This window comes from Gardnerella sp. DNF01189 (assembly GCF_049244195.1).
Classification (GTDB): domain Bacteria; phylum Actinomycetota; class Actinomycetes; order Actinomycetales; family Bifidobacteriaceae; genus Bifidobacterium; species Bifidobacterium swidsinskii.
The window spans coordinates 1,535,761-1,558,384 of the sequence record NZ_CP058385.1; the positions used below are offsets into that span (position 1 = coordinate 1,535,761).

Annotated in this window: 19 protein-coding genes, 1 tRNA gene and 1 pseudogene; 15 read left to right on the forward strand and 6 right to left on the reverse strand. The window is 48.1% G+C overall.

The features are described 5' to 3' along the window. Positions 1-141 precede the first annotated feature (141 nt). Together lysS and HXT41_RS06340 are read left to right on the forward strand one after the other, a co-directional pair. Positions 142-1,839: a lysine--tRNA ligase gene (gene lysS, locus HXT41_RS06335; RefSeq protein ID WP_012913904.1), complete on the forward strand. Its 1,698-nt coding sequence runs from the start codon at positions 142-144 to the stop codon at positions 1,837-1,839. 155 nt (positions 1,840-1,994) lie between these two features. Further along, positions 1,995-2,735, forward strand: a complete 741-nt coding sequence (locus HXT41_RS06340) for a phosphoglyceromutase (RefSeq protein ID WP_004112459.1) — start codon at positions 1,995-1,997, stop codon at positions 2,733-2,735. A 156-nt stretch (positions 2,736-2,891) separates the two neighbouring features. Here HXT41_RS06340 and phoU read toward each other — a convergent pair whose 3' ends face one another. Next, a complete protein-coding gene (phoU, locus tag HXT41_RS06345) occupies positions 2,892-3,572 on the reverse strand; it encodes a phosphate signaling complex protein PhoU (protein ID WP_004110636.1) in 681 nt (226 codons plus the stop codon). Between the two features lie 189 nt (positions 3,573-3,761). On the opposite strand from phoU, the gene HXT41_RS06350 reads away from it, so the two are divergent. After that, positions 3,762-5,030: a sensor histidine kinase gene (locus HXT41_RS06350; RefSeq protein ID WP_116431885.1), complete on the forward strand. Its 1,269-nt coding sequence runs from the start codon at positions 3,762-3,764 to the stop codon at positions 5,028-5,030. Between the two features lie 35 nt (positions 5,031-5,065). Here the strand turns inward: HXT41_RS06350 and HXT41_RS06355 are convergent, their stop codons facing one another. After that, a complete protein-coding gene (locus tag HXT41_RS06355) occupies positions 5,066-5,332 on the reverse strand; it encodes a DUF2530 domain-containing protein (protein WP_004110629.1) in 267 nt (88 codons plus the stop codon). Positions 5,333-5,517: 185 nt separating this feature from the next. On the opposite strand from HXT41_RS06355, the gene HXT41_RS06360 reads away from it, so the two are divergent. The 3 genes from HXT41_RS06360 to HXT41_RS06370 all read left to right on the forward strand — a co-directional run bounded on the left by HXT41_RS06360 (position 5,518) and on the right by HXT41_RS06370 (position 8,666). Continuing rightward, positions 5,518-6,663 (forward strand): CHAP domain-containing protein, encoded by a 1,146-nt coding sequence (locus HXT41_RS06360; RefSeq protein WP_116773805.1) that lies wholly within the window; start codon positions 5,518-5,520, stop codon positions 6,661-6,663. Positions 6,664-6,776: 113 nt separating this feature from the next. Beyond that, positions 6,777-7,499, forward strand: a complete 723-nt coding sequence (locus tag HXT41_RS06365; RefSeq protein WP_116994870.1) for a C40 family peptidase — start codon at positions 6,777-6,779, stop codon at positions 7,497-7,499. A 141-nt stretch (positions 7,500-7,640) separates the two neighbouring features. Then, complete coding sequence (locus HXT41_RS06370) at positions 7,641-8,666, forward strand: universal stress protein (protein ID WP_004105206.1); 1,026 nt, start codon at positions 7,641-7,643, stop codon at positions 8,664-8,666. A gap of 668 nt (positions 8,667-9,334) precedes the next feature. Here HXT41_RS06370 and HXT41_RS06375 read toward each other — a convergent pair. Together HXT41_RS06375 and HXT41_RS06380 are read right to left on the reverse strand one after the other, a co-directional pair. Next, entirely contained in the window at positions 9,335-10,636 is a 1,302-nt protein-coding gene (locus tag HXT41_RS06375; protein ID WP_421788660.1) for a glycosyltransferase, read from the reverse strand. Between the two features lie 122 nt (positions 10,637-10,758). Next, positions 10,759-11,178: an OsmC family protein gene (locus HXT41_RS06380; protein ID WP_421788662.1), complete on the reverse strand. Its 420-nt coding sequence runs from the start codon at positions 11,176-11,178 to the stop codon at positions 10,759-10,761. A 151-nt stretch (positions 11,179-11,329) separates the two neighbouring features. Between HXT41_RS06380 and HXT41_RS06385 the strand changes: the two genes are divergently transcribed. From HXT41_RS06385 to HXT41_RS06425, 9 genes and pseudogenes are all read left to right on the forward strand, one after another. Then, entirely contained in the window at positions 11,330-12,202 is an 873-nt protein-coding gene (locus HXT41_RS06385) for a thymidylate synthase (RefSeq protein ID WP_421788664.1), read from the forward strand. A 44-nt stretch (positions 12,203-12,246) separates the two neighbouring features. Next, positions 12,247-12,882 (forward strand): dihydrofolate reductase, encoded by a 636-nt coding sequence (locus tag HXT41_RS06390; RefSeq protein WP_421788666.1) that lies wholly within the window; start codon positions 12,247-12,249, stop codon positions 12,880-12,882. A 63-nt stretch (positions 12,883-12,945) separates the two neighbouring features. Beyond that, positions 12,946-13,500 (forward strand): low molecular weight protein-tyrosine-phosphatase, encoded by a 555-nt coding sequence (locus HXT41_RS06395; RefSeq protein ID WP_076002669.1) that lies wholly within the window; start codon positions 12,946-12,948, stop codon positions 13,498-13,500. 151 nt (positions 13,501-13,651) lie between these two features. Further along, positions 13,652-15,019: a dipeptidase gene (locus tag HXT41_RS06400; RefSeq protein ID WP_076002670.1), complete on the forward strand. Its 1,368-nt coding sequence runs from the start codon at positions 13,652-13,654 to the stop codon at positions 15,017-15,019. A 115-nt stretch (positions 15,020-15,134) separates the two neighbouring features. After that, entirely contained in the window at positions 15,135-15,773 is a 639-nt protein-coding gene (locus HXT41_RS06405) for a DUF3043 domain-containing protein (protein WP_076002671.1), read from the forward strand. 189 nt (positions 15,774-15,962) lie between these two features. Beyond that, on the forward strand, positions 15,963-16,736 hold the full coding sequence (locus tag HXT41_RS06410; protein ID WP_102155780.1) for a DUF4191 domain-containing protein: 774 nt from the start codon (positions 15,963-15,965) through the stop codon (positions 16,734-16,736). 442 nt (positions 16,737-17,178) lie between these two features. After that, the gene (locus HXT41_RS06415; RefSeq protein WP_076002672.1) at positions 17,179-17,787 is read left to right on the forward strand and encodes an ECF transporter S component; all 609 of its coding nucleotides are present in this window, start codon (positions 17,179-17,181) and stop codon (positions 17,785-17,787) included. Between the two features lie 54 nt (positions 17,788-17,841). After that, positions 17,842-20,584: pseudogene (locus HXT41_RS06420) on the forward strand (ATP-binding cassette domain-containing protein). Between the two features lie 769 nt (positions 20,585-21,353). Then, positions 21,354-21,426: transfer RNA gene (locus HXT41_RS06425), tRNA-Arg, on the forward strand. A gap of 20 nt (positions 21,427-21,446) precedes the next feature. On the opposite strand, the gene HXT41_RS06430 is transcribed toward HXT41_RS06425, so the two are convergent. Then, positions 21,447-21,710 carry a Txe/YoeB family addiction module toxin gene (locus HXT41_RS06430; RefSeq protein ID WP_080550925.1) on the reverse strand — a complete coding sequence of 88 codons (264 nt, stop codon included), beginning with the start codon at positions 21,708-21,710 and terminating at the stop codon, positions 21,447-21,449. Between the two features lie 17 nt (positions 21,711-21,727). After that, positions 21,728-22,003, reverse strand: a complete 276-nt coding sequence (locus tag HXT41_RS06435) for a type II toxin-antitoxin system RelB/DinJ family antitoxin (RefSeq protein WP_174182636.1) — start codon at positions 22,001-22,003, stop codon at positions 21,728-21,730. Positions 22,004-22,624 lie beyond the last annotated feature (621 nt).

Here is a 22,624-nt window from a genome sequence, read left to right on the forward strand (position 1 = left end):
TCGCGCAAAGCAAGTCACGCAAAGTAAGTCCCGCGTAAGCATATTGCTACAGGCTGCGGAATTTCTTTGTAAACATATCGCAAATTATCACTGCAAGTCGCGTATAAAACCTGTATTACCTACTGGCTACAATTAGCGTTTATGACTGACACCAATACTGCAATGTCTGCCGCGCAAAGTGCCGCAGAATCTGCCGCTAAAAATGCAGCAGAAAACGAAGCAACAGATACCGTCAATGAAATTGACACTGTTGAACATGCCGAAATGTTACTCGCTCAAGACGAGGCAATCGCCAAGCGCGTAAACGAAGGCGCAACCTTGGATGAAGCAATCGACCCAAGCAATAAAGAATTTGGGCCACAAGCTCATCCTGAGCAGGTACAGATGCGCGTTGCTAAGCGTGCAATGATGCTTAAGGAGGGTGTGCAGCCTTATCCTGTGCATCTTAACGTTACTGACACAATCGAAAAGGTGCGTGCTGATTTCGATGGCAAGCTTGAAGCTGGCGAAGAAACCGATACCGAGGTTGGTATTGCAGGTCGCGTGCTTTTCTTGCGTAACGCTGGCGGCTTGTGCTTTGTTAAGCTTTCTGCCGGTGACGGTACTACGATTCAGGCGATGGTTTCCAAGAAGGAAATTGGTGAGGAGTCCATTAAAAGTTTTAAGCAGATGGTGGATTTGGGTGACCACTTGTACGTTCGTGGTCGCGTGATTTCTTCTAAGACTGGCGAGCTTTCTGTATTTGCAACCGAGTGGGCGATTGCGGCTAAGGCTTTGCAGCCGCTTCCGGCTTTGCATAAGGAATTAAGCGACGACACTCGTACGCGCAAGCCTTATATTGGCATGATTGCGGACGAGAAGATTCGCGATATGGTTCGCAGGCGTTCGCGCGCTGTGGCTTCTCTTCGCCGTACTTTCGACAGTCATGACTTCTTGGAAGTCGAAACTCCAATGTTGCAAACGGTTCACGGCGGTGCTGCTGCTCGTCCATTCACAACTCACATGAACGCTTTCGACATTGATCTTTATTTGCGCATTGCTCCGGAGCTTTTCTTGAAGCGCTGCTTGGTTGGTGGCATTGAGCGCGTGTTTGAAATCAACCGCGATTTTAGAAACGAAGGCGTGGACGCAACTCACGCTCCAGAGTTTACGATGCTTGAGGCTTACCAGGCTTACGGCACTTACGATACGATTGCTGCTCTTACTAAAGAGCTGATTCAGAAGGCTGCACTAGACGCATTCGGATCTACTAAGGTGACTTTGCTCAACGGCGAAGAATACGATTTTGGTGGCGAATGGAAGCAGATTACCATGTACGGCTCGCTTTCTGAGGCTTTGGGCGAGGAGATTACTCCGGAAACTTCTGTTGAGCATTTGGGTGCGATTGCAGACAAGCTTGGCGTTGAGCGCGATGACGTGGAAAATCACGGCAAGTTGGTTGAGCACTTGTGGGAGCACTTCTACGAGGATAAGCTTTACGAGCCAACGTTTGTGCGCGACTTCCCAGTGGAGACCAGCCCTCTTGTTAAGGGTCACCGCACAAAGCCAGGAATGGTTGAAAAGTGGGATTTGTATGTGCGTGGATTTGAGCTTGCAACCGGCTACTCCGAGCTTAACGATCCTGTTGTGCAGCGCGAGCGTTTTGTTGCTCAAGCTAAGGATGCTTTGGCTGGAGACGTTGAGGCAATGGATATTGACGAGGACTTCATTGAGGCTCTCGGCGTCGGTATGCCTCCTGCTGGCGGCATGGGAATGGGTATTGATCGCTTGCTGATCGCTCTTACGGGCGCAACTATTCGCGAGACGATTACCTTCCCACTCGTGAAGCCTCTTCGCTAGTTGTGATTATCGCTAGTTGTATTAGTTATAATCAGTTGAATTAATCTTAAAAGTCGTTGAATGCTATTTTAGTGTTCGGCGACTTTTTTGATTAAATTTTTCGTGTTTGTTTACTTTTTGTAAGTAGTCGTACGAAACGAATAGACTAGGTAACTATGACATATAAATTAGTATTGCTCCGACATGGTCAGAGCGCATGGAATAAGACCAATCAGTTCACTGGTTGGGTTGATGTACCGCTGACTGAGCAGGGTGTTGAGGAAGCTAAGCATGGTGGCGAGCTTCTTAAAGAGAAGAATGTTCTTCCAGACATCGTGTTCACTTCTTTGCTTCGTCGTGCTATCAATACCGCGAATTACGCGCTTGATGCAGCCGACCGCCTTTGGATTCCAGTTCGTCGTAGCTGGCGTTTAAACGAGCGTCATTATGGTGCTTTGCAAGGTAAGAACAAGTCTGAGATTCGTCAGGAATATGGCGATGAGAAGTTCATGATTTGGCGTCGTTCTTACGCAACTCCACCTCCTGAGATTGATCCGAACGATGAGTATTCTCAGACGAATGATCCTCGTTACGCAGGCGATCCAGTTCCAGAAACTGAAGCTTTGGCAAACGTCGTGACTCGCGTAACTCCTTACTGGGAGTCGGATATTATTCCAGAGCTTAAGTCCGGCAAGACTGTAATGATTGCTGCTCACGGCAATAGCTTGCGCGCAATCGTTAAGATGCTCGATAACTTGAGCGAGGAAGAGATTTCCAAGGTGAACATTCCAACCGCTATTCCTCTGCTTTACGAGTTGGATGAGAACTTCAAGCCAATCAAGCCTCGCGGTGAGTATTTGGATCCAGAAGCTGCTGCTGCCGGCGCTGCTGCCGTGGCTGCTCAAGGTCAGAAGTGAGACTCTGATTAAGTTAGCTTTGAACTGCTTAAGTTAGCTTTTACAATAAAAGTAGGTTTGCAATTAATTTGCAGACCTACTTTTTTATTCACGTTTTATTTTCGTGCGCACTTTTGAGTAACTTGAAATTGCGTAGCGCGTTTCGCTGTAACCGCTTTACGCTACAACCGTGTCTTTATCTGGCTCCGGCTTCTTGGACGGATCGAATCCGGAAACAATAAACACAATTTGCCTTGCGACGGCAACGCAATGGTCTCCAATTCGCTCAATAAAGCGGCTAAGCAGAACGACATCAATTAACTGCCTGCGTGTACCCTTCCAATTTTCGCCTTCTACCAGCTCAAAAATCTTTTCGTGCAATTTGTCGAGCGCATCGTCGCCAGCAATAATAGTTTCCGCCATTTGCACATCGCGATTTGCAACCATGGTCGTTAAGCGGCCTGACAGTTCGTGCAAGAAATCAACCATTGCAACAATAGTTTCGCGTCCTTCTTGCGCAATAGCAGATTCAGGCCAGGTTCGTCTAGTAATTTGAGCGATATGACTTGTTAAATCTCCCATGCGTTCAAACGTTGCAGCTAATCGCATTGTAGCTACAACTTCGCGCAAGTCCGTTGCCACAGGGTTTTGGCGAGCAAGCAAAGTCAAGCATTGGTCAATAGTGCTTGCTTCTAAAGCGTCTAAGTTTGCGTCTTTATCGATAACAGTTTGAGCAGCTTCCAAATCCGCGTTTAAAAGCGCGCTTCCAGCATCGTTCATAGCTTTTGCTACAAGTTCTGCCATGCGCTCGATGTTTGAAGCAATCGCCTTCATTTCTTCGTTGAAAATTACTCGCATGGTGCGTCCTTTCTCAGTGCTGTGAGTTTATTTGAACGCCTAGTTTGCACGTCTCTATAAGTCAGGCATCCTATGTAATTATAGACGACGCTGGTAACGAAGCGACCGAAACTTTACAGCCGTGTAAAGTTTCTGCCGCTTTTTAGTTGCATAGTTACAAAAGCGCGCAAAATATGAGATTATAGGAGTATGCCTCAAGGTTCTTCTGCGGTTGTGATCGTTGTATTTGTTGCTTTCGGCGTGCTTGCGTTGTGCGTTGTGCTTTCGTTGTGTGTGTTGATGTCGGATTGGTTTTCTACAGTTTTGCGTCTTTTTAAGCGAGCGTTTAATTATATTCGTGGCGCAAGGTATGGCACAAAGTATGACGAAAGCGACGACATAAGCGACGACATCAGCGACAACGCAAGCGACGACATCAGCGACGACGCGTCCCAAGTTTTGGCAATGCTCGACATGCCAACTGTTGTAATTGATGCCAACAATGACGTAATTCGCGCAAGTTCTGAAGCTTATTTGCTAGGTGTTGTTAGCGATGATTCGCTATGTCAGCCTCGCGTTCTTCAAGCTGCTAATTCCGTACGCGCTTCTGGTGGATTCGAGCGCTTCTCTTTGGTCACTTCGACCCCTGAGCGTTATGTGTCAATAACTGCAAATCCTCAAGAGTCAACCACTGTTTCGCGCCCTAATTGGCTTACTGTTACGGCTGGAAGCATTGGAGGCGGTATTGTAGTTGTAATTATTGAGGATACGAGTGCAGCTCACCGTTTTGCGCAAACTCGCGACGACTTTATTTCCAACGTTTCTGAGCAGTTAATGCGATCTACTCGCAACTTAACTCAGCTTACGAAAGTTTTGCAAAACGAACAGGTATCTGCGCAAAAAATTAAAGATATTGCGCAAATTGCCGGTAAATCTTCCAAGAAACTTGAGCACATGCTTGAAGATTTGTTATGGCTGGTTCGCGCTCAAAATCCTATTGATTTAGATTCTGCGCAAGTATTTTCTTTGAATGATGTTTTGTCGTATGTGCAAAATCAAGTTGCTGCGTTTGCTAAGGATTGTTGCGTACGCGTCGTGTCAAAAGTCGATTCGCACTTATGCGTGCGCGGTGAAATTTCGCAAATTCAAGCTGCAGTGCGGAAATTAGTTGAGAATGCAATTACGTATTCTCCAAAAAATTCTACAGTTTCGCTATCTGCGTCACTTTCAACAGATGGTCAATACGCTGTGATTCGTGTTGTAGATCGCGGAGTTGGCATTGATTTGCAAGATCAGTCGCGAATTTTTGAACGATTCTATCGTGCGAATAATCAAAATAGTCAAAGCCAGGATGGTGTAGGTTTAGGGCTTGCAATTGCTAAGCATGTGGCACTTACGCACCACGGAAATATTACGCTTTGGAGTATGCCGGGGCAGGGTACTACCGTAAGTTTTGCGCTACCAATTGCAAATAAATAAGCAGCAAGTTAGCAAGTTAGCAAATCAGCAATAAACTATTTTCCTAAGCGCCTGTAGTCCCAACGGTCAAAATGTTCCCAGATTAATAGCAGAACGCCAATAATTGTTCCCGATACGCAAAACAGCACAGGAAACCAAGTTGTAATATGCAATAACGCAACGATAAGCGCAATCATTGTTGCGACTAGCCACGCGATCGTTCCTATAGCAAAAACCTTTCGCAAATCAACGCGCAGCGGTTTTGGTGCTGCTTTTCGTGCATCAGGATTAACTATAGGTGCAAATTTCATACTTCCAACCATACAACTTACCGAAGTCTAAGTGTGACAAGTGCAGCTTAAGCGCGAAAATTGGCGGATTTAGGTTGTGTGCGTTTCTTACATCCTAACCACGTTGTAACCTTTCACATAGAAGATTGGAAGAAAATCAGTTGGGGGTGTAGCGTTTGTGCGCTGCGTTCCACGTTTAACATAAGAAAGTGATTAGTATGAGACATGCTGCACATGGTGCCACAAAAGCAAAGAGGCGTGGTGATTCGCCGCTTTCGCTGTTTGTAGCTCAGCATGGCGCGCATGGTGCGCATAGTGTGCGCGGTATGCGTTCTGTTCAGGCTAATCGTGTTAGTGAGCGTTTGGCTGCGGTTGCTACTAGCAATGGTGCTGTTGTAGAGCTTCCTGAAGCTGTTTCTGAGCGTTTGCAGGAGCTTGTTCCTCAAAGCAGGCGCGCGCTTAGGTTGTCTAAGCTTGCTAATGAGCGTCGTCACAATGTAATACTTTCGGCTTCTCTTGTTGCAATGGTTGGTACTGTTGCAGCTACTATGGCTTTAACTAAGGTTAATAGTTTTGATGCTCGCGCTTCCGAATTTGAGCCGTCTATGACTGCAGTTGGCGACGCATCTTCAACAGTTTCGCGTTCTAGCCAGCGCGAGTCTCTTGATCCTATGGCGACTATTAATAATGCTGTTGACTCTATTGAGAATGCTGCTAAAAAATCGCATAATGCGGGCTCTGCTGATGCTGCAAATAGCGCGAATGAAGATAGTTCTGCTCGCTCGGATTCGAAGCATGGAAACTTAGCCAATAAGGTTGCTAATTCAGTACAACCTGGCACTTTTTCTACTATATCTTCGAAGTCTGATTCGTGGAATTTAGGTTCTGATTCAGGCTTTAATATTGCGGAAATGTCGCGTTCTGCTGCGAATAATCCTAAGGTTGCTTTGTTGATAGATAAAGACTTTGACGTTTTGCCGAAGGGCTTTAATCCAAATCACGCAACTGGGGATACCGGTAACGCGTATGAGTTCAGCCAGTGCACGTGGTGGGTGTATATTCGCCGCCATCAGTTAGGTTTGCCTGTTGGCTCGCATTTTGGCAACGGAAATATGTGGGCTGATTCTGCGCGCAGTCTTGGCTATTGGGTAGATAATTCCGCTCGTCATGTTGGCGATATCATGGTGTTCCGCTCGGGTCAGGCTGGTTCTGATCCATTCTATGGGCACGTTGCAGTTGTTGAAAAAATTAATTCAGACGGTTCTATTGAAACTTCTGAATGTGGCGCTTCTTACCAAGGACGAACTTTCTCGCGCAAGTTTGACGCTAAGGAAGTTTCTCAATATCAGTTTATTCATTACTAAAGCTGCATTACTGAAGTTTCGTTACTAGAGCTGGTTTGCTAAAATTAGTTTGCTTATTACTGGCGTTGCTATTTTTCTCGTATGTAATACCCAGATGATACACTACGGAAAGTATGCTAAAACAAAGTAGAATTTTCTCAGTTTTTGTATCAGCTGCCGCTGCAGCTTCAATGCTTACTGTTATGGCGCCATTCGCCATGGCAGAGTCTTCGCATGAGCTTTCCGAGTCAGCTGTCACTTCTACGCGCGCATTTCCAAAGGTGACGAATGTGCCTCGCGATATTTTAACTGAATCTACTTCTACTGATGTCGATACAAATTCTCATTGGGGTGGCATAGAAAGCTTGAATGTACCTCAAACTAAGACTCCTAGCGAACAAGCTGCTGAAGTGGCACACCGTGCTTTTGCTGGAAATGCTGCTGCAAGCCGTTCTGGTTTCCGCAGTGGTGTTGAGCAGGTTCCTCTTGCTTCTGTAGTTCCTCCTGACGATAAGTCTGTTGCTTCTCTTTTGAATTTTGCTACTCAATTCTTAGGCAAAGTTCCATATCGTAGTGGTGGCAATACTCCTGCTGGATGGGATTGCTCCGGTTTTGTGCAGTATGTTTTTGCTAGTGTTGGTGTTTCTTTGCCTCGTACTTCTGGAGCGCAGGCAACTGTTGGAACCCCAATCCCAAGTTTGGCTCAAGCGCAGCCTGGAGATATTATCGCGAATGCGCAGCATGCTTCTATTTATGTTGGTAACGGCATGGTAATTAATTCGCAGCTTGCTGGCACTAAGTACGATCCTATCCGCTGCGTGTTCCCAGGCGGATACTCTATTCGTCGCGTTCTGTAGTTTCTATAGCTTCTGTAGAGTTTCTGTAGTCATATATCGCAAAACTGGCCAACACTCAATCTAAAATTACGCTACAATAGTATTTACAAGTTGTGCGCGAGTGACGCTGCTGTCGCAAGTGCAAGTATGAGGAGGTTGGCAATGATCCCAGAAAAAGCTGTATTGGTTGGAGTTGACGGCTCGCACGCGAGCTATAAAGCGGTTTGGTGGGCTGCAAATTACGCAAAGCATGCTGGGTTGCAATTGCAAATTGTTTGCGCTTATTCGTTGCCGAGTTATGCTGCTGTTTCTTTTGATGCCACTTACACTGCGATTGGTGACGATAATGCAGCTCATCACGATGCACAAGAAATTCTATCTAAAGCAAAAGCTGTTGCTCTTGAGCAGGGTGTTGACGCGACTACGCTAATTGTTACGGGCGATCCTTCTTCGGTTTTCGTGGAGCTTTCTCGTAACTATCAGCTTATTGTGATTGGCAATCGCGGCAAAGGTGGCTTGGCAGAGCGTTTGCTCGGCACAACTAGTTCTTCGCTTCCAGCTTATGCGTATTGCCCAATTGTGGTTGTGCCTTACACTGACGATGACGGTCAGCGTATTCATTTGAATAATACGATTACGCGTGTGGCTGTTGGCTCTGACGAGTCGAAGTGGGGGCTTAAAGCTCTTGAAATTGCGGCTGATTTGGCGGATAGCTGGCATGCTGAGCTTGATGTTATTTCTGCAGTGCCAAGAGTGCAAGGTGCTGAGGGCGACACCGCTGTTATGGGCTCGTACATGGAGGATCTTGAGGAGCGCGTGAAGCCAATTTTGCAGCGTTTGCCGGATTTGCAAATTCATCGAACTGTTGTGCCTGGTTCTGCTGTTGAAGCTTTGACTCAAGCTAGTTTGAATCATGATCTTGTGGTTGTTGGTTCTCGCGGTCGCGGTGGCTTTACCGGTTTGCTGCTTGGCTCGATTAGCCAGGGATTGTTGCAGCATTCTTCGAGGCCTGTGTACGTTGTGCCGCGCAAGTATGTGGAATTTAGTGCAGCTCAGGTTGCGGCAGCGCAAAAGCAGCATTCTGAAGCGTCTATTGACGATATTTCCGGAGTGCATGAGGTTGATGTGCCGAAGGCTGGTAAAGAAGCTGCTAAGGAGATTGAACAAACAATCGATCCGCTGCGATAATGCAACGACTGCTTGGGATAACGCTCGCGTTGCTGCGACGACCTGCTTGAGCGCAGCACAGCGCGCGCGAAAGCAACTCGGAGCGCCGAGCTTGCTTAGGGTTGAAAGCACGGTGTGCTTTCAACGCAAGCGAGGTCTGCCTTCGTCTCGATTGACGAAGGCAGGACAGATTTGTGTGGTTATGCTTTAGAAACTAGGTTGTGTTTTGTGTGCGCTGACGACCTGCTTGAGCACTGAATTACTAGCGTTGACTTGCTTTCTGCGCGCGTGTCTCATTTTGCCCATTTTGAGACACTGGTGCAGATGAGTTACTGCGTTATTGTCTCTGTTTGGTTGTTTTCGGACATTAGTGCAGATTGCGTACTGCGTTAGGGTCTCATTTTGCTTGTTTTGAGACATTCGTGCAGATTGCGCTCGCGCTGATTACGCTCGCGCGCGAAACTCGCGTTGGAAGTCCACTGGACTTCCAACTTAAGCGAGTTTCCGCTCCGAATTGCCTTCGCGCGCTAAAATCGCAGCGCGAAAGCAGGTCGTCGCGCTGCGCGCGTGTCTGAAGACCGGCGTAGTGAAACATTTGCCGGAGTTTTTACTGGCGTTTGTTGTTGGTTTTGCCGAAGCTGACCACATTTGCCGGGGATTTTATCCCACATTTGGAGCGCGCAGGTCATCTAGTCTTGCGGCTTTTGCGGCTCTTGCGACTCCGCTTCAGTATTCTCGCGCTTTTTCAGCATAAAATGCGCGCGTCTGGCATCTCGCTTAGCTTTCTTTTCAGCGAGCTTTTCCTTGTTCATCTCGATTGCGCGCTTGTAAATCTTAAGCAGCTCAAGTGCTTGGCTCTTAAAATCGTTATTTTTCGAATACTCGAGCACGTTCGCCTTAAGCTGAGCCTGCTCAGCCTCGCTCATATTCAAAACTTTACTAAAAACAGTTTTAAAATCTTCCTTAGTATCCCACTGATACCCGTTTTGACCGCTGATAATCTGCTTCTCATTCGGTACATCATGCTTTACAAGCGCAAACAGACCGGAAGCCATTGCTTCTAACATCGAAAGTGAGTGCATTTCGGAAAGTGATGCGGTTGTGTAGTAGTCCATTGCGTGCAAATACTTTGGAATTTCCGTGTGAGCAATAGGCCCAAGCAAGCAAATTCTGTCGTCAAAACCATTATCTGCCACGCGCTTGCGCAACGATTCCAAATCAGGACCGCCGCCAATAACAAATAAGCGCGCTTTTTCGCGAGGAAAATCGCAATACATAAAGTTGTCAATTAATTCTGAAATATTTTTTTCAGCACCGATTCTACCAACGAAAACAAACAGCTTAGTAGAGTCAGAAACGCCATATTTTTCGCGGAAAGCTTTGCGGAATGCAAGTCGCTCAGGCGTTGGTAGGAACTTCTTATATTCCACAGCGTTATTCAGCACAATCACTTTTTTATCAACCTTCTGACGGTCAATATATGCCTGTGCTTTAGGAGACATGCTCGTAATAATTGTGGCATTTTTCGAGAATCGCATAAAATATTTCGCCGAAATATTGCGAGAGAACTCAGTAAAATGCTTTAAGCCAATGTAAAACAGGAATTTATCGTATTCCGTGTGAAGCGTATAAATAACGGGAATATGCTCTTTTTTTGCTACTTCCAAGCCGATTTCGCCAATACCAAATTCGTTTTGAATATGAATGACATCCGGCTTAAATTTAAGCGGCAGCTGCTTTCGCATGTGACCAATCGGAAGGGCAACGCGGTATTTGTAAAGCTTTTTAAGCAATATGCCCGGAACGTAAACAACTCCATCTTCAAGCTTGGTTTTGCGCTGTTTTTCGGAGCCGACCGTGACTACTAGCACTTCATGCCCAAGCTCTTCATACATCTTTTTGAGCATGTAAGACTGTGTTGCGACGCCATTTATGTACGGTGGATACGTTTCTGTAAAAATAGCGATTTTCAAAGTTTCCTCCGGTTGCATACATGCATGCGTAGCGTCATTATTGCGCAAATATCTTGTGTACTCAATTGTGCCACACGTGGTGAATTTTAGTGCAAGTTTAGTGCAAGTTTAGTGTGATTTTTCGCGACTTTTGGCTTATCCTAGCGTCGAACCGTAACGTTTACGCTTACTTTCGTCCCATTTTCGAGCGTATGCTTAACCGTGCAACCCCTGGAAATATGACGTTCCATGCGCTCTTTAAGCGCGGCCGCATCTTCCTCGCTTAGTGCAGGTTTTGCGCAAGTTGCGTCAAGAGTGACGTCTTCTTGAAAACGCAAGTACGTGCCTTCTTCCGCGTCATACGTGCCATTTACCACAACTCGCGCGCCGGCACCTTCGCCAACCGCCTGCTCAGCCTCGTACTGGCTGCTAAGAGCTGTGCAACCAGCTAAAGCGATTTGCATTAATTCAACCGGGTTGAACATGCCTTCGCCGTGACCAAACTTCAAGCTCACACCGTCGTCGCTGTGTGCTTCCCAAGTGCCGTCCTCGTTGCGCTCTACCCATAATCTTCTAGACATTTTTGCTCCTTTGCTGTAGTCGTATTTGTTCATGTTATCGTAAGGATTGTAACTTTGTGCTCAATTGTCGAATCTAGCGTTTTGCGTGGTATGCATATGGTTTTACGAGCGCAATTCTTTAAATTTATTAGCACTTTGTTAACATGGCAGCATGGCTTTAACAGAAGAAGAACTTGCAGCAATTCGCGCGCGTGTACCACAAAAACCGCTTTCCAGCATCCCAACTCCTTACGAGGATTTAGTGCGAAAAATCCTTACGGAAGGCACCCTAAAATCAGATCGCACAGGCACTGGTACGATTTCGCTTTTTGGTCAGCAAATCCGCTTCGACATTAGCAAATATTTCCCGCTTATCACCACGAAAACCGTGTTTTTCAAAGGACTTGCGTACGAGTTGCTTTGGTTCCTTAAGGGTTCGAGTAACGTGCGTTGGTTGCAAGAAAACGGCGTTCATATTTGGGACGAGTGGGCGGACGAAAACGGCGATTTAGGTCCTGTTTACGGTGTGCAGTGGAGGAGTTGGCCGGCACCGACCGCGGAAAATCCAAACCGCACAATCGACCAAATCGCAAACGTGCTGGATCTTATGAAGAATCACCCGGATTCCCGTCGCATGATTGTTAGCGCTTGGAACCCTGCGGAAGTTGAGCATATGGCGTTGCCGCCTTGCCATTCGCTTTTCCAATTTTACGTTGCTGACGGCAAGCTTTCGTGCCAGCTTTACCAGCGCTCTTGCGATATGTTCCTTGGTGTGCCGTTTAACATTGCGTCTTACTCGCTTTTGACGATGATGATGGCTCAGCAAGCAGGTCTTGAGCCGGGCGAGTTCGTATGGACGGGCGGCGATTGCCATATTTACGACAATCATGTTGAGCAGGTGCTCGAGCAGCTTTCGCGCGAGCCATACCCGTATCCGCAGCTTGAAATTCGTAAGGTGGATTCGATTTTTGACTACGATTACAGCGATTTTAAGGTGATTGATTACAAGCATCATCCGACGATTAAAGCGCCGGTTGCTGTGTGATAATTGCGAATTATTTTGCTTGATTTAGCGTGTGAGGTGCGTATATGGCAAACAGCGTGTCACATAATTTCCCTGTGCGACTGATTTGGGGCGAGGCTTTTGGTTTGGACGGCAGGCCCGGCGCGATGGGCGTAAACGGAGGCATGCCGTGGCGACTTTCGCCGGATTTGCGCCATTTTAAGGCGATGACTATCGGTTGCCCTGTGATTATGGGTCGCGGTACATGGGATGCGATGCCGCCGAAATTCCGTCCGCTTCCGGGGCGCGAAAATATTGTTGTTACGCATAATCCTGATTTTGTTGCGGATGGTGCGCGTAGTTTTACTAGCATTGATGCGGCTTTAGATTATGCGCGCGAATGGCTGGAAAATAGGGAAGTGCTGGAAAGTCAGGAAAGCGTATCTCAAGACTCGCCTTTAGACGGACGCGCAATCTGGGTTATTGGTGGCGCTGCGATTTTGCGCGAGATGCTTGCGAATTATCACGCAGACGCAGCTTACGTAACGCAAATTGAAGCGAAAGTTGCAGCGGACACATTTGCTCCGAATATTCATGCATTAGTTGATGCAGGAAAATGGCATGTTGCGCGCGAAGGCGAGTTTGAGGAAGCGCCGCTGAAAGTTGGTAGCGAAAGCAATCCTGCACGATACCGGTTTATGGTATATGAGCCTGCTCAGTAAACGAGAAATCGCAAAGTAAACGAGACAGCAAAATAAACGAGACAGCAAAATAAACGAGGAAGCATGACTGAAGAATCAAGCAAAATCAAGGTAGACGCGCGTCACCCATATACCGTTATGACGGTTTGCACAGGCAATATTTGTCGCTCGCCAATGGCGGAAATTGTGTTGCGCAACGAGTTTCAATTGAGGGGATTGGGTGACGTTGTTGCCGTGCGTTCCAGCGGTGTAAGCGACGAAGAGTACGGAAATCCGATTGACCGTCGCGCGCAAAGGGAATTAACTAAGCGCGGATACAGGATTCCTGCGTCGCATTTTGCGCATCGAATTGAAGCGGATGAAATTGCGGAAACGAACCTGTTTTTGCCTATGACGGCTTCGCATATGCACTCGCTTTTGCGTTTGTTGCCGCCGCAAAAGCGCGAACTTGTGCACATGTACCGCGCGTTTGATCCATCGATTCCTAAGCCGCAGCCTGGTCGCGAGATGTTGCTTGACTTGGCTGATCCGTGGTACGGAGGTCCTCGCGAGTTCGAAGTTGCGATGGATCAGGTTGAGCAGTGCGCACCTTATATCGTCGATTGGGTTGCCGCGCGCATTGAGAGGGCTGACCGCTAATCTAAGCGCTCCAAATGTGAGGTAACGTTCGCGCTATAAGCGAGCACTTATAGTGCGAGCGTTTCCTCGTGTTTGCGGACATAGTTTAAATTTGTAGGTATAGTTTTACAGGTATCAATTACCGCTCTGTTACTTTTAGTTGGGAGGATTTATGGCAGGTTTGGCTGTCGAAGACGTGCGCGCTCGCGTGCAAAACGCCTGGAATGATGTAGTTTCCGTGTTGAATAAGAAGATTTCGCTGGCTGCGGTTTCTGCTAAGGGTATTGCCGGCGAGCATATGCAAAAGTCCGCGCAATACGTGGCTGGGGTATTGCGTGAGGTTGGTATTGACGCGCGCGTTGAGCAGTCCACGAATCCGGACGGCACTCCGGGGGCTTTTGAAGTGGTCGGCTCTCGTATCGTAAACCCAAGTGCGCCAACGGTTTTGCTGTACGCGCATCACGATGTGCAGCCTGTTCCGGACCCATCCGAGTGGAACACAAACCCATTTGAAGGCACAGAGCGCGACGGTCGCCTCTACGGACGCGGCTCAGCTGACGACGGCGGCGGAATCGCAATTCACTACGGAGCTTTGCGCGCACTAAGCGACGATTTGCGCGTAAATATTAAGGTTTTCATCGAAGGCGAAGAAGAAATGGGCTCGCCAAGCTTCATCCCGTTCATTGAATCGCATAAAGACGAGTTCGAATCCGACGTAATTATCGTTGCCGACTCCGGCAATTGGTCCGCCGAAATCCCAAGTCTTACAACGAGTTTGCGTGGAAATACCGACGTGGATGTAAGGGTTAAAGTACTTGGTCATCAAGTGCATTCTGGACAGTTTGGCGGTCCGATTTTGGACGCTTACACGCTCGCTTCCATGCTTATTGCCTCGCTTTACAACGAAGCTGGCGACTTGGCAGTTCCTGGAATTGAAGCACAGGAACCGGTTGGCGGTTTGCAGCGCGATTTGGACGAAGCACAAGTGCGCGCCGACGCTTCCGTGGTCGATTCTTATAAGCTTGCAGGCACCGGTTCTCTCGCCGCGCGCATGTGGACTAAGCCAAGCCTGACGGTAATCGGCATGGACGCACATCCTGTTGAGGGCAGTTTTAATGTGATTGCGCACGAAACTAAGTTGCGTCTTTCGCTTCGTACCGCGCCTTCGCAGCGTCCGGAAGAAGCGCAAAAAGCGTTGTGTGACTTCTTGGTATCTCACGCGCCTTTTGGTGCGGAAGTTACTGCAGAGCCGATTGATAACGGCATGGGTTGGGCAATGGATCCGGATGCTGTTGCAACGAAGGATGCGCTCGCTTCTATGCGCGATGCTTTCGGCGTGGAGCCGGTAAACAAGGGCGAGGGCGGCTCGATTCCGTTTATTCCTGAGCTTCAGCGCATCTTCCCGAAGGCGCAGGTGCTGGTGACGGGTCCGGAAGACCCTAAGTCTAATGCACACAGCCCGAACGAGTCGATTTCGCTTTCTGGTTTGCGCGGAAATATTGTGACGGAAGCGCTGCTTTTGGATCGATTGGGCGAGTAATTCTGGCTAATTTTGCGCGAAGGCGGCAGAAACTTTGCAACGCTGTAAAGTTTCTGCCGCTTCTGCCGTTTCCGCCGCGTCTGCATGCGTCTAGTCTGTTGAGTAATCTGCAAACATGACATGGAATCCATTTGCAAAGAAAACTGCCAATAATGAGGGCGCGTCTACTCCTTCGTCGCAAAAGAAAGTAGCGGATGCAGAATCGTCCGTAGCGACGAAATCTCGCGAAAAAAACGCGCCGACTCCTAAGCGCAACGCTGCTCAGGCGCAAAAGCTTCGTCCACTAGTGCCGGCAGATCGCAAGGAAAGTGCAAAACGCGCGCGCGCTCGTCTTCGCGAATCTGAGAATTTGCAATACAACGCAATGCGCACTGGCGATTTGGCGCATATGCCAAAAATTGAGCAGCTTCCGTGGCGTGTGTATATTCGCGATTACGTGGATGCTCGAATTAATATTGGCGAGTTTTTCATACCAGTTGCAGTGTTGATTATGATTTGCTTGTTTGCGCTATCTAAATTTGTGATTGTTTATTTTGTTTTTGCAGTGTTCTTGTACGCGTATTTGTTTGCATCTGTAATTGACATGTTTGTTATGTGGCGTAAGTTGCGTAAGGAGCTGATTCGTCGTTTTGGCGATGTGGCTGTGTCGCGCAAATCGCGTTCCGGCATGTATGCATTCAGCCGCGCTATGCAGCTTCGTCGCTGGCGTTTGCCTAAGCCGAGTAGCGCAAAGCGTGGTAACTGGCCGAAGTAAGTGTAAAAGTAAGTGTAAAAGTAAGTGCACAAGTAAGTGCACAAGTAAGTGCAAATTTATTAATATTTGCACAAGCTACTATTATTATTTGAGATACTCAAAATAACGCGAATATCATGGGGTAAACGCATGGCACAAGATAAAGCACAAAGCAAATCGCAAGGCGCGTCTCAGAGCGCGACGCAAGGTATGAAGAAGCCTAAGAAAAAGCAGGGCATGTTCTCGCAGATTATACGTATTTATAAGTACACGCATTCTGACGATAAGCAGCTGCCTTTGTGGTTGTCTTGCGCGTTTGCTGCACCGATTTTGGTTGCTGTAATTCTTGGAATTGTATCTCGTTGGTCCATTTTGATGTGGATTATGATGTTTATTACAGCGGTGATGCTTGGCTTGCTGCTGTTTACTGTTGTGCTTACGAAGCGTGCAGATAAAGTTGGTTACGCAAAGTTGGAAGGTCGCCCGGGTGCGGCTGCTGGCATTATTTCTGCGATTAATAAGGGCGGTTTTACTTTTCCGCAGCAGCCTGTGTGGGTGGACGCGCGCACGAAGGATGCGCTTTGGCGAGGCACTGGTTTTAACGGAATTTTCCTCGTTGGTGAGGGTAATTACGAGCGTTTAATGCATGCTATGGATCGACAGGAGCACGCTATTAAAAGCGTTACTGCCGGATCTAATATACCTGTATACCGTATTGCTGTTGGTAATGGCGAAAATCAGGTGAAGCTTAAAGAATTGCGCGGAAAGGTGTTGCGCTCGAAGACGCTACAGCCTGTGAAGCACAAGTTTGCGTTGTTCGATAAAATTCATCCGAACCGCCGATTCTTCCTTACTAAGACAGAGCTTGCGATTTTGAATGAGCGTTTGCGCACGTTGCAAAGCAAGAGTGGATTTGGCATTCCGAAGGGCATCGATCCAACGCGTCCTCAGCGCATCAGCCGTCGTGCAATGCGCGGTAAGTAAATTAAGTAAATTTTAGTGTTTTAGCCTTATTGTTGCGTGCGTAAGTGGCGTTTGTTCGTCGCTTGCGCACATTTTTATTGATGCGACGACCTGCTTGAGCGCAGCACAGCGCGCGCGTTTGGAGGGTTGGCGTCGACGCAGTGCCGTACAATCGTCAATCGACACGGGTGCTCTGTGTTATCTCGCTTATGCAAGCGTGAACATTCAGAGCTGAGAGAAAACCGCTTGAACGTGAATCCGGGTAATACCGGCGCACGGAGGTCTGTTTTTCCCGTGCCTGGAGAGGTGTTGCAAGGTTTCTTTGTAACGCAAAGTATTGCATGTAACGCATCACGATGTAACGCGTTTGACGCACAACATCGTAATGTACACATGTAACGCAAAATATTGCATTGCGCACAATGTAACGCATTGCAACACGTAACAAGAAAGGCACATTTTTATGTCAGAAGAAAATTATCAGTCCAACATGCAGTGGCGTGTTGCAGACATCGCAGTTGCTTCCGTAATTGGCGTTGTTTCTGCTTTTATTTATTGGGTTGTTGCCATTTTTAGTGAGGTTCCATGGACTGCGCTAAACAGCATTCTTCCAGGTTTTGCAGGTCTTATTAACGGTCTTTGGCTCTTCGCTGCTCCTTTGGCCGCAGTAATCGTGCGTAAGCCGGGTGCTGCTATTTACGCTGAAGTCGTAGCTGGCGTGCTCGAAGCTTTGATGGGCAATCAGTGGGGTGGTGCTGAAACCTTCGCTATTGCAGTGGTTCAGGGTTTGTTTGCTGAAATTGCGTTCATTATTTTCGCTTACAAGAAGTGGAATTTGAACACAATGATTCTTTCCGGCGCATTGACTGGTATTGGTTGCTGGGGTTACACCTTCCTCGGTAAGTTGCAGGCTGTTAGCGTATTCGGCAAGTATGGTCTTCCATACTTCGCCAGCACAGTGGTTTCCGGAATTGTGTTTGCTGGTGTTTTAATGTGGTTCTTGTATGTGGGAATCGCTAAGACCGGCGCGTTGGATCAGTTTGTGTCCGGTCGCGAAATACGCGAAAAATAGCGAATAACGTATTAAGAAATAACTAAAATCTATCATTGCCATAAAGGATTTACTATGCCTGATGCTACTCAATCGCAAGAATCTGAAACTTTCCTTCCAACAGATTTAAGTGATCGCAAGAGTATCAGCAACGCTAGTGACGCAAGTAGAGCTAGTGATAACGCTTCTAACGCAAGTAACGCTGAACTTCGTTTTGAGAATTGGGGTTATCGTCATGCTTCCCGTCGCGCTTTTGCTGTGCGCGGGTTGGACCTCACGATTAAGGCGGGGCAGCGCGTGTTGCTGCTTGGTGCATCAGGCATCGGTAAATCCACGATTTTAAGCGGCGCGGCAGGTCTTATTGGCAATGATTTTGTGGCGAAAAATAGCGCAAAATCCCAGCAAACCACTCTCGTCGAAGATGCCGATGGTGGCGTGAGTGAGGGTTGCGTTTTGGTTGACGGCGTGCCGGTTCGACGTGCGCGCGGTCGAGTTGGTTTGGTTTTGCAAGATCCGGATGCACAGGCGATTTTCCAGCGTTTGGGGGATAACGTTGCGTTTGGTCCGGAAAATATGAACGTTCCGCGCAACGAGATTTGGGATCGCGTGCGCAAAAGTCTTAAAGAAGTTGGGTTGGATGGCTTGCAATTGCATCGCTCAACTTCGCATTTAAGTGGCGGTCAGATGCAGCGTTTGGCGCTTGCTGGCGCGCTCGCTATGCAGCCGAGCGTGCTGCTTTTGGACGAGCCGACTGCGAATTTGGATCCGGATGGCACGCATCAGATTGTGGGTGCTGTGCGCGCGGTTTTGGATTCGACGCATGCCACGATGGTGCTTGTGGAGCATCACGCGGAGCCGTGGATTGACATGATTGACCGCGTGGTTGTGCTTGGGCTTGAGAATGATGAAGCTGCGAACGGAAAAGCTGCGAACAACGAAACCGTTCACGATGACGATATTGCGCGCGTGGCTTCTTCGCGCACAGTGATTGTGGCGGACGGCACGCCAGACGAGGTGTTTAATCGCACCGATTTGGACTTTGAGGATCTGGGTATTTGGCTTCCGGAACGCTACAAGAAAAAACGTAAAATCTTCTGCAAATGAATCTTCCGTAAGTAATTCTTCCGCAAATGCAGAATCTTCTGAAAAATATTACGAAAACTGCGATCCAGCAGAAGGCTACGGAGAAGTGCTACTTTCCACGAAGGACCTCGCAATCAGCCATAATAGCGAGCCGATTGCGCGTCACATCAATCTTGAGTTTAAAGCCGGACAGATTACGGCTTTGGTCGGCGCGAACGGTGCTGGAAAATCAACGCTTTCGCTCACTTTGGCTGGTCTTTTGCCGGCAGTAAGCGGCGAGGTTGTGGCGAGTGATGCTCTTGCTCAAGGCGCGAATGGTACGGATCCAATGAAGTGGAAGTCGCCTGATTTGGCGAAGCGCATTTCGTACGTTTTTCAGAATCCGGAGCATCAGTTTGCGTGTGGTTCGGTGTTGGATGAGGTTATGTTGGGGCCGCTTCGCACGGGTGTTTCGGCGGATGAGGTGCGCGCGAAGGCTCAGGAGTTGCTGAAGCGATTCCGTCTGGCTCGTTACGCGAAGGCGAATCCGTACACGCTTTCGGGAGGTGAAAAGCGTCGTCTGACTGTGGCGGCGTCGCTTGCTGCGGCTCCGCGTGTGCTGATTTTGGACGAGCCGACTTTTGGGCAGGATCGCAAAACTTGGTTGCAAATTATTCGCTTGATTGCAAGCCTTCGTAGCGAGGGTGTGAGCATTATTGTGGTGACGCATGACCGTGAGCTGGTTGAGGCGTTGGGTGCGCGTTTGGTTGAGCTTGTGCCAGATGTGAAAGCTGAAGATGCTGAAGTGAGTGCTGCTGAAGCTGCTGGTTCTGGAGCGAGTGCTGCTGAAGTGGGTACTGCTGAAGATGTTGAAACAAAATCTTCCGAAGCAAAATCTTCCGAAGCGCTTTCCGCAACTACCGGCGCAACAGACATTTCGCGTATCAAAGTGAGCGCTGTAAACAATCGCGACGAGGAAGCGAAACTTTCAAGCAAATCGCCACTTCTTGCGTCAATTAATCCAGTATTTCGCATTTTTGGAGCGTTCGCGGCTTCGATTCCGCTGCTTTTTACGCTTGATTGCGTTTCTGCTTCGGTCGCGTTGCTGTTGGAATTTGTGATTTTTGCGTGCATTAAGCTTCCGCCATGGCGTGTGATTCGCCTTTCGTGGCCTGTGTGGGTGGGCGCGCCGACTTCCGCGCTCACTGTGTTGCTATACGGCAAAAGTGGCGGAAATACTTGGTTCCAGTGGTGGCTGATGCATGCTACGGATCGTTCGGCTATGCTGGCTGTTGCGACTTCGCTTAGGATTTTGGCGATTGGCGTGCCGTCGATTGTGATGGTGATTGGGCTTGATGCTACGGATTTGGCGGATGCTTTCAGTCAGGTGCTACATTTGCCGGATCGATTCGTGTACGGCGGTTTGGCTGGAATTAGGCTGTTTGGCGTGCTGCAGGATGATTGGGCGGCGCTAACTGCGTCGAGGCGTTCGCGCGGTTTGGGTGATGAGCATCGTGTGAGGGCGTTCTTCCCGCAGTCGTTCGCGCTGCTTGTGCTTTCGATTCGACGTTCGACGACGCTCGCTACTGCTATGGAAGCGCGCGGTTTTGGGGGAGTTGGTGCGCGTTCGCACGCTCGTGTGAGTCGTGTGCGTGCGCGCGACTGGTGGATTTTTGCTGTGTGTGCGATTGTGCCGTCGGTTGCTGTTGTGGCTGCGCTTTACTTCGGCACCTTCGCCTTCCTTGGCGGCGCGTGATGACTGTGCGCGCGATTGCGTGCGCAGGCGGCATAAACTGCGCGCGGCTGTAAACTTTCTGCCGTTTCTTCCGGTTCCGCGCTTCTGCTCGCACCTTCTGTCCGCACTCGTGTAAAGTTTTTGCCGGATTAAGGCGTGCAAACGACTTTTTCTGTACACTCGTGTAAAGTTTCTGCCGTTTCACGCTGCGCATCCGACCTTTATTTTACACAGCTGCACAGTTTCTGCCGTTTTTTGCCGCGTAGGTGACTTTTCCTTTACGCCGCTGTAAAGTTTTTGCCGGATTAAGGCGTGCAAACGACTTTTCCTTTACACTCGTGTAAAGTTTCTGCCGTTTTTTCGCGCGCGCTGTGCTGCGCTCAAGCAGGTCGTCAGCGCACGCAAAACACAACCGAATTCACAATGAACAACCACACTAACCTGCCCTGCCTGCGTCAATAAAGCCGCAGGCAGACCTCGCTTGCGTTGAAAGCACACTGTGCTTTCAACCCTAAGCAAGCTCGGCGCTCCGAATTGCCTTCGCGCGCGCAATGCTGCGCTCAGGCAGGTCGTCAGCGCACACAACCACAACCAAATTCCCAATGTGACTACTTGTGAGTCTGCCCTGCCTTCGTCTTTATTAACGAAGGCAGACCTCGCTTGCGTTGAAAGCACACTGTGCTTTCAACCCTAAGCAAGCTCGGCGCTCCGAATTGCCTTCGCGCGCGCAATGCTGCGCTCAGGCAGGTCGTCGCGCATCCTCACTAGCGTGTATACTTTCTCGAGTTGCGGGCTTGTAGCTCAGTGGATAGAGCGTCTGCCTCCGGAGCAGAAGGTCGTGGGTTCGAACCCCATTAAGCCCACTTTTGATTTTCTACTTTCCCTACTTATCGTCGTAGTGGCCTCTGCAGGCGTAGATTATAATCGAGTCATCTGTAAATGAGTAAACGATTCTATCCTTATCGTTTACTCGTCTACTCCAGCAACCGGAATAGTTTCCTTTGAGTGGTTCAGGCTTACCTTTTCCGTCTATTGGATTCCGCATAATCTCTTTAATAATATTGTTGAGCTTTTTGCGAGTTTTATTATCGCTTTCCCAATAGAGATAGTCGTTCCAGGCATCTGGAGTCCAAGCAATCTTTCTCATTGTTTGAACCCTACGTCCTAATCCATTATTAGATTGTGCTCTTCGAGCTTGATAGTGCCATTTCTCACACCGTCAATCTGCGATTTCAAATATGCTTGATTTGACGGTTCATAAAACGGATCTAGCGAAAAATCTAACGGTATTCTCTTTTCGCGACCAATCGTTTTAATAAACACGTTCAGCGCGGCGCTCATAGAGATTCCGAGCTCCTTGCAAACTCGTTCTGCGTTGAGTTTGTCTTCTTTCTTTGCTCGAAAGTTCACGTTTACTATATCTTTTGTTGCTGTAGTCATTTTGGACTCCTATGTCTATGGTGAATTTTGTACTTTTTCTTATATTTCTCATATAAGTATACAATAATTCTATACAATGTAACGTAGATATCATTAATTATGCAAGCAATTATTGATGATTTTAGCGCGCGTGTCTGAAGACCGGTGTAATGGAACATTCCGTGTATTTTTCCGGCGTTTGTTGTAGGTTTGTCCGCTGCTGACCACATTTGCCGTGTAATTTTACGGCATTTGTTGTCGGTTTAGGTTGGAATCTCGCCCGCTCTACCACAGCATATAGTGGTGCGATGCGTGCGTTATAACAACATGTAGTGCTTTGGGTTGGGGAAGTGGTCGGTTTTTAGACACGCCGAAGATGCGATTTTTGCGTTTTGGCGTCGGAAATTATGCGTTATAAATGCGTTTTACAGTAGATTTTTTAGCGATATTCGCGAATTATAGAAATTTTTTATATGCACAATTATAATACGTGTTTTGCTTGAAATCCTTCATGGGGGGGGGGTATAAATATTAGAGGCTTTTGGCAACCATGCTTGCATATAGGGCATAAGGGTATGTTATACTGACTACCTGTGGTTGGCTCTGTCTATGGTATTTGCAGTAGTGAGTGCACAAGATTTT

Bases quoted from the DNA above. Each gene is read 5' to 3' on its own strand.
- HXT41_RS06350 (WP_116431885.1), top strand. From the start codon at position 3,762: ATGCCTCAAGGTTCTTCTGCGGTTGTGATCGTTGTATTTGTTGCTTTC.
- phoU (WP_004110636.1), bottom strand. From the start codon at position 3,572: ATGCGAGTAATTTTCAACGAAGAAATGAAGGCGATTGCTTCAAACATC.
- HXT41_RS06435 (WP_174182636.1), bottom strand. From the start codon at position 22,003: ATGACTACAGCAACAAAAGATATAGTAAACGTGAACTTTCGAGCAAAG.
- HXT41_RS06395 (WP_076002669.1), top strand. From the start codon at position 12,946: ATGACTGAAGAATCAAGCAAAATCAAGGTAGACGCGCGTCACCCATAT.
- HXT41_RS06370 (WP_004105206.1), top strand. From the start codon at position 7,641: ATGATCCCAGAAAAAGCTGTATTGGTTGGAGTTGACGGCTCGCACGCG.
- HXT41_RS06410 (WP_102155780.1), top strand. From the start codon at position 15,963: ATGAAGAAGCCTAAGAAAAAGCAGGGCATGTTCTCGCAGATTATACGT.
- HXT41_RS06375 (WP_421788660.1), bottom strand. From the start codon at position 10,636: ATGCAACCGGAGGAAACTTTGAAAATCGCTATTTTTACAGAAACGTAT.
- HXT41_RS06430 (WP_080550925.1), bottom strand. From the start codon at position 21,710: ATGAGAAAGATTGCTTGGACTCCAGATGCCTGGAACGACTATCTCTAT.
- HXT41_RS06390 (WP_421788666.1), top strand. From the start codon at position 12,247: ATGGCAAACAGCGTGTCACATAATTTCCCTGTGCGACTGATTTGGGGC.
- HXT41_RS06380 (WP_421788662.1), bottom strand. From the start codon at position 11,178: ATGTCTAGAAGATTATGGGTAGAGCGCAACGAGGACGGCACTTGGGAA.
- HXT41_RS06415 (WP_076002672.1), top strand. From the start codon at position 17,179: ATGTCAGAAGAAAATTATCAGTCCAACATGCAGTGGCGTGTTGCAGAC.
- HXT41_RS06360 (WP_116773805.1), top strand. From the start codon at position 5,518: ATGAGACATGCTGCACATGGTGCCACAAAAGCAAAGAGGCGTGGTGAT.
- HXT41_RS06405 (WP_076002671.1), top strand. From the start codon at position 15,135: ATGACATGGAATCCATTTGCAAAGAAAACTGCCAATAATGAGGGCGCG.
- HXT41_RS06385 (WP_421788664.1), top strand. From the start codon at position 11,330: ATGGCTTTAACAGAAGAAGAACTTGCAGCAATTCGCGCGCGTGTACCA.
- HXT41_RS06340 (WP_004112459.1), top strand. From the start codon at position 1,995: ATGACATATAAATTAGTATTGCTCCGACATGGTCAGAGCGCATGGAAT.
- HXT41_RS06355 (WP_004110629.1), bottom strand. From the start codon at position 5,332: ATGGTTGGAAGTATGAAATTTGCACCTATAGTTAATCCTGATGCACGA.
- HXT41_RS06400 (WP_076002670.1), top strand. From the start codon at position 13,652: ATGGCAGGTTTGGCTGTCGAAGACGTGCGCGCTCGCGTGCAAAACGCC.
- lysS (WP_012913904.1), top strand. From the start codon at position 142: ATGACTGACACCAATACTGCAATGTCTGCCGCGCAAAGTGCCGCAGAA.
- HXT41_RS06365 (WP_116994870.1), top strand. From the start codon at position 6,777: ATGCTAAAACAAAGTAGAATTTTCTCAGTTTTTGTATCAGCTGCCGCT.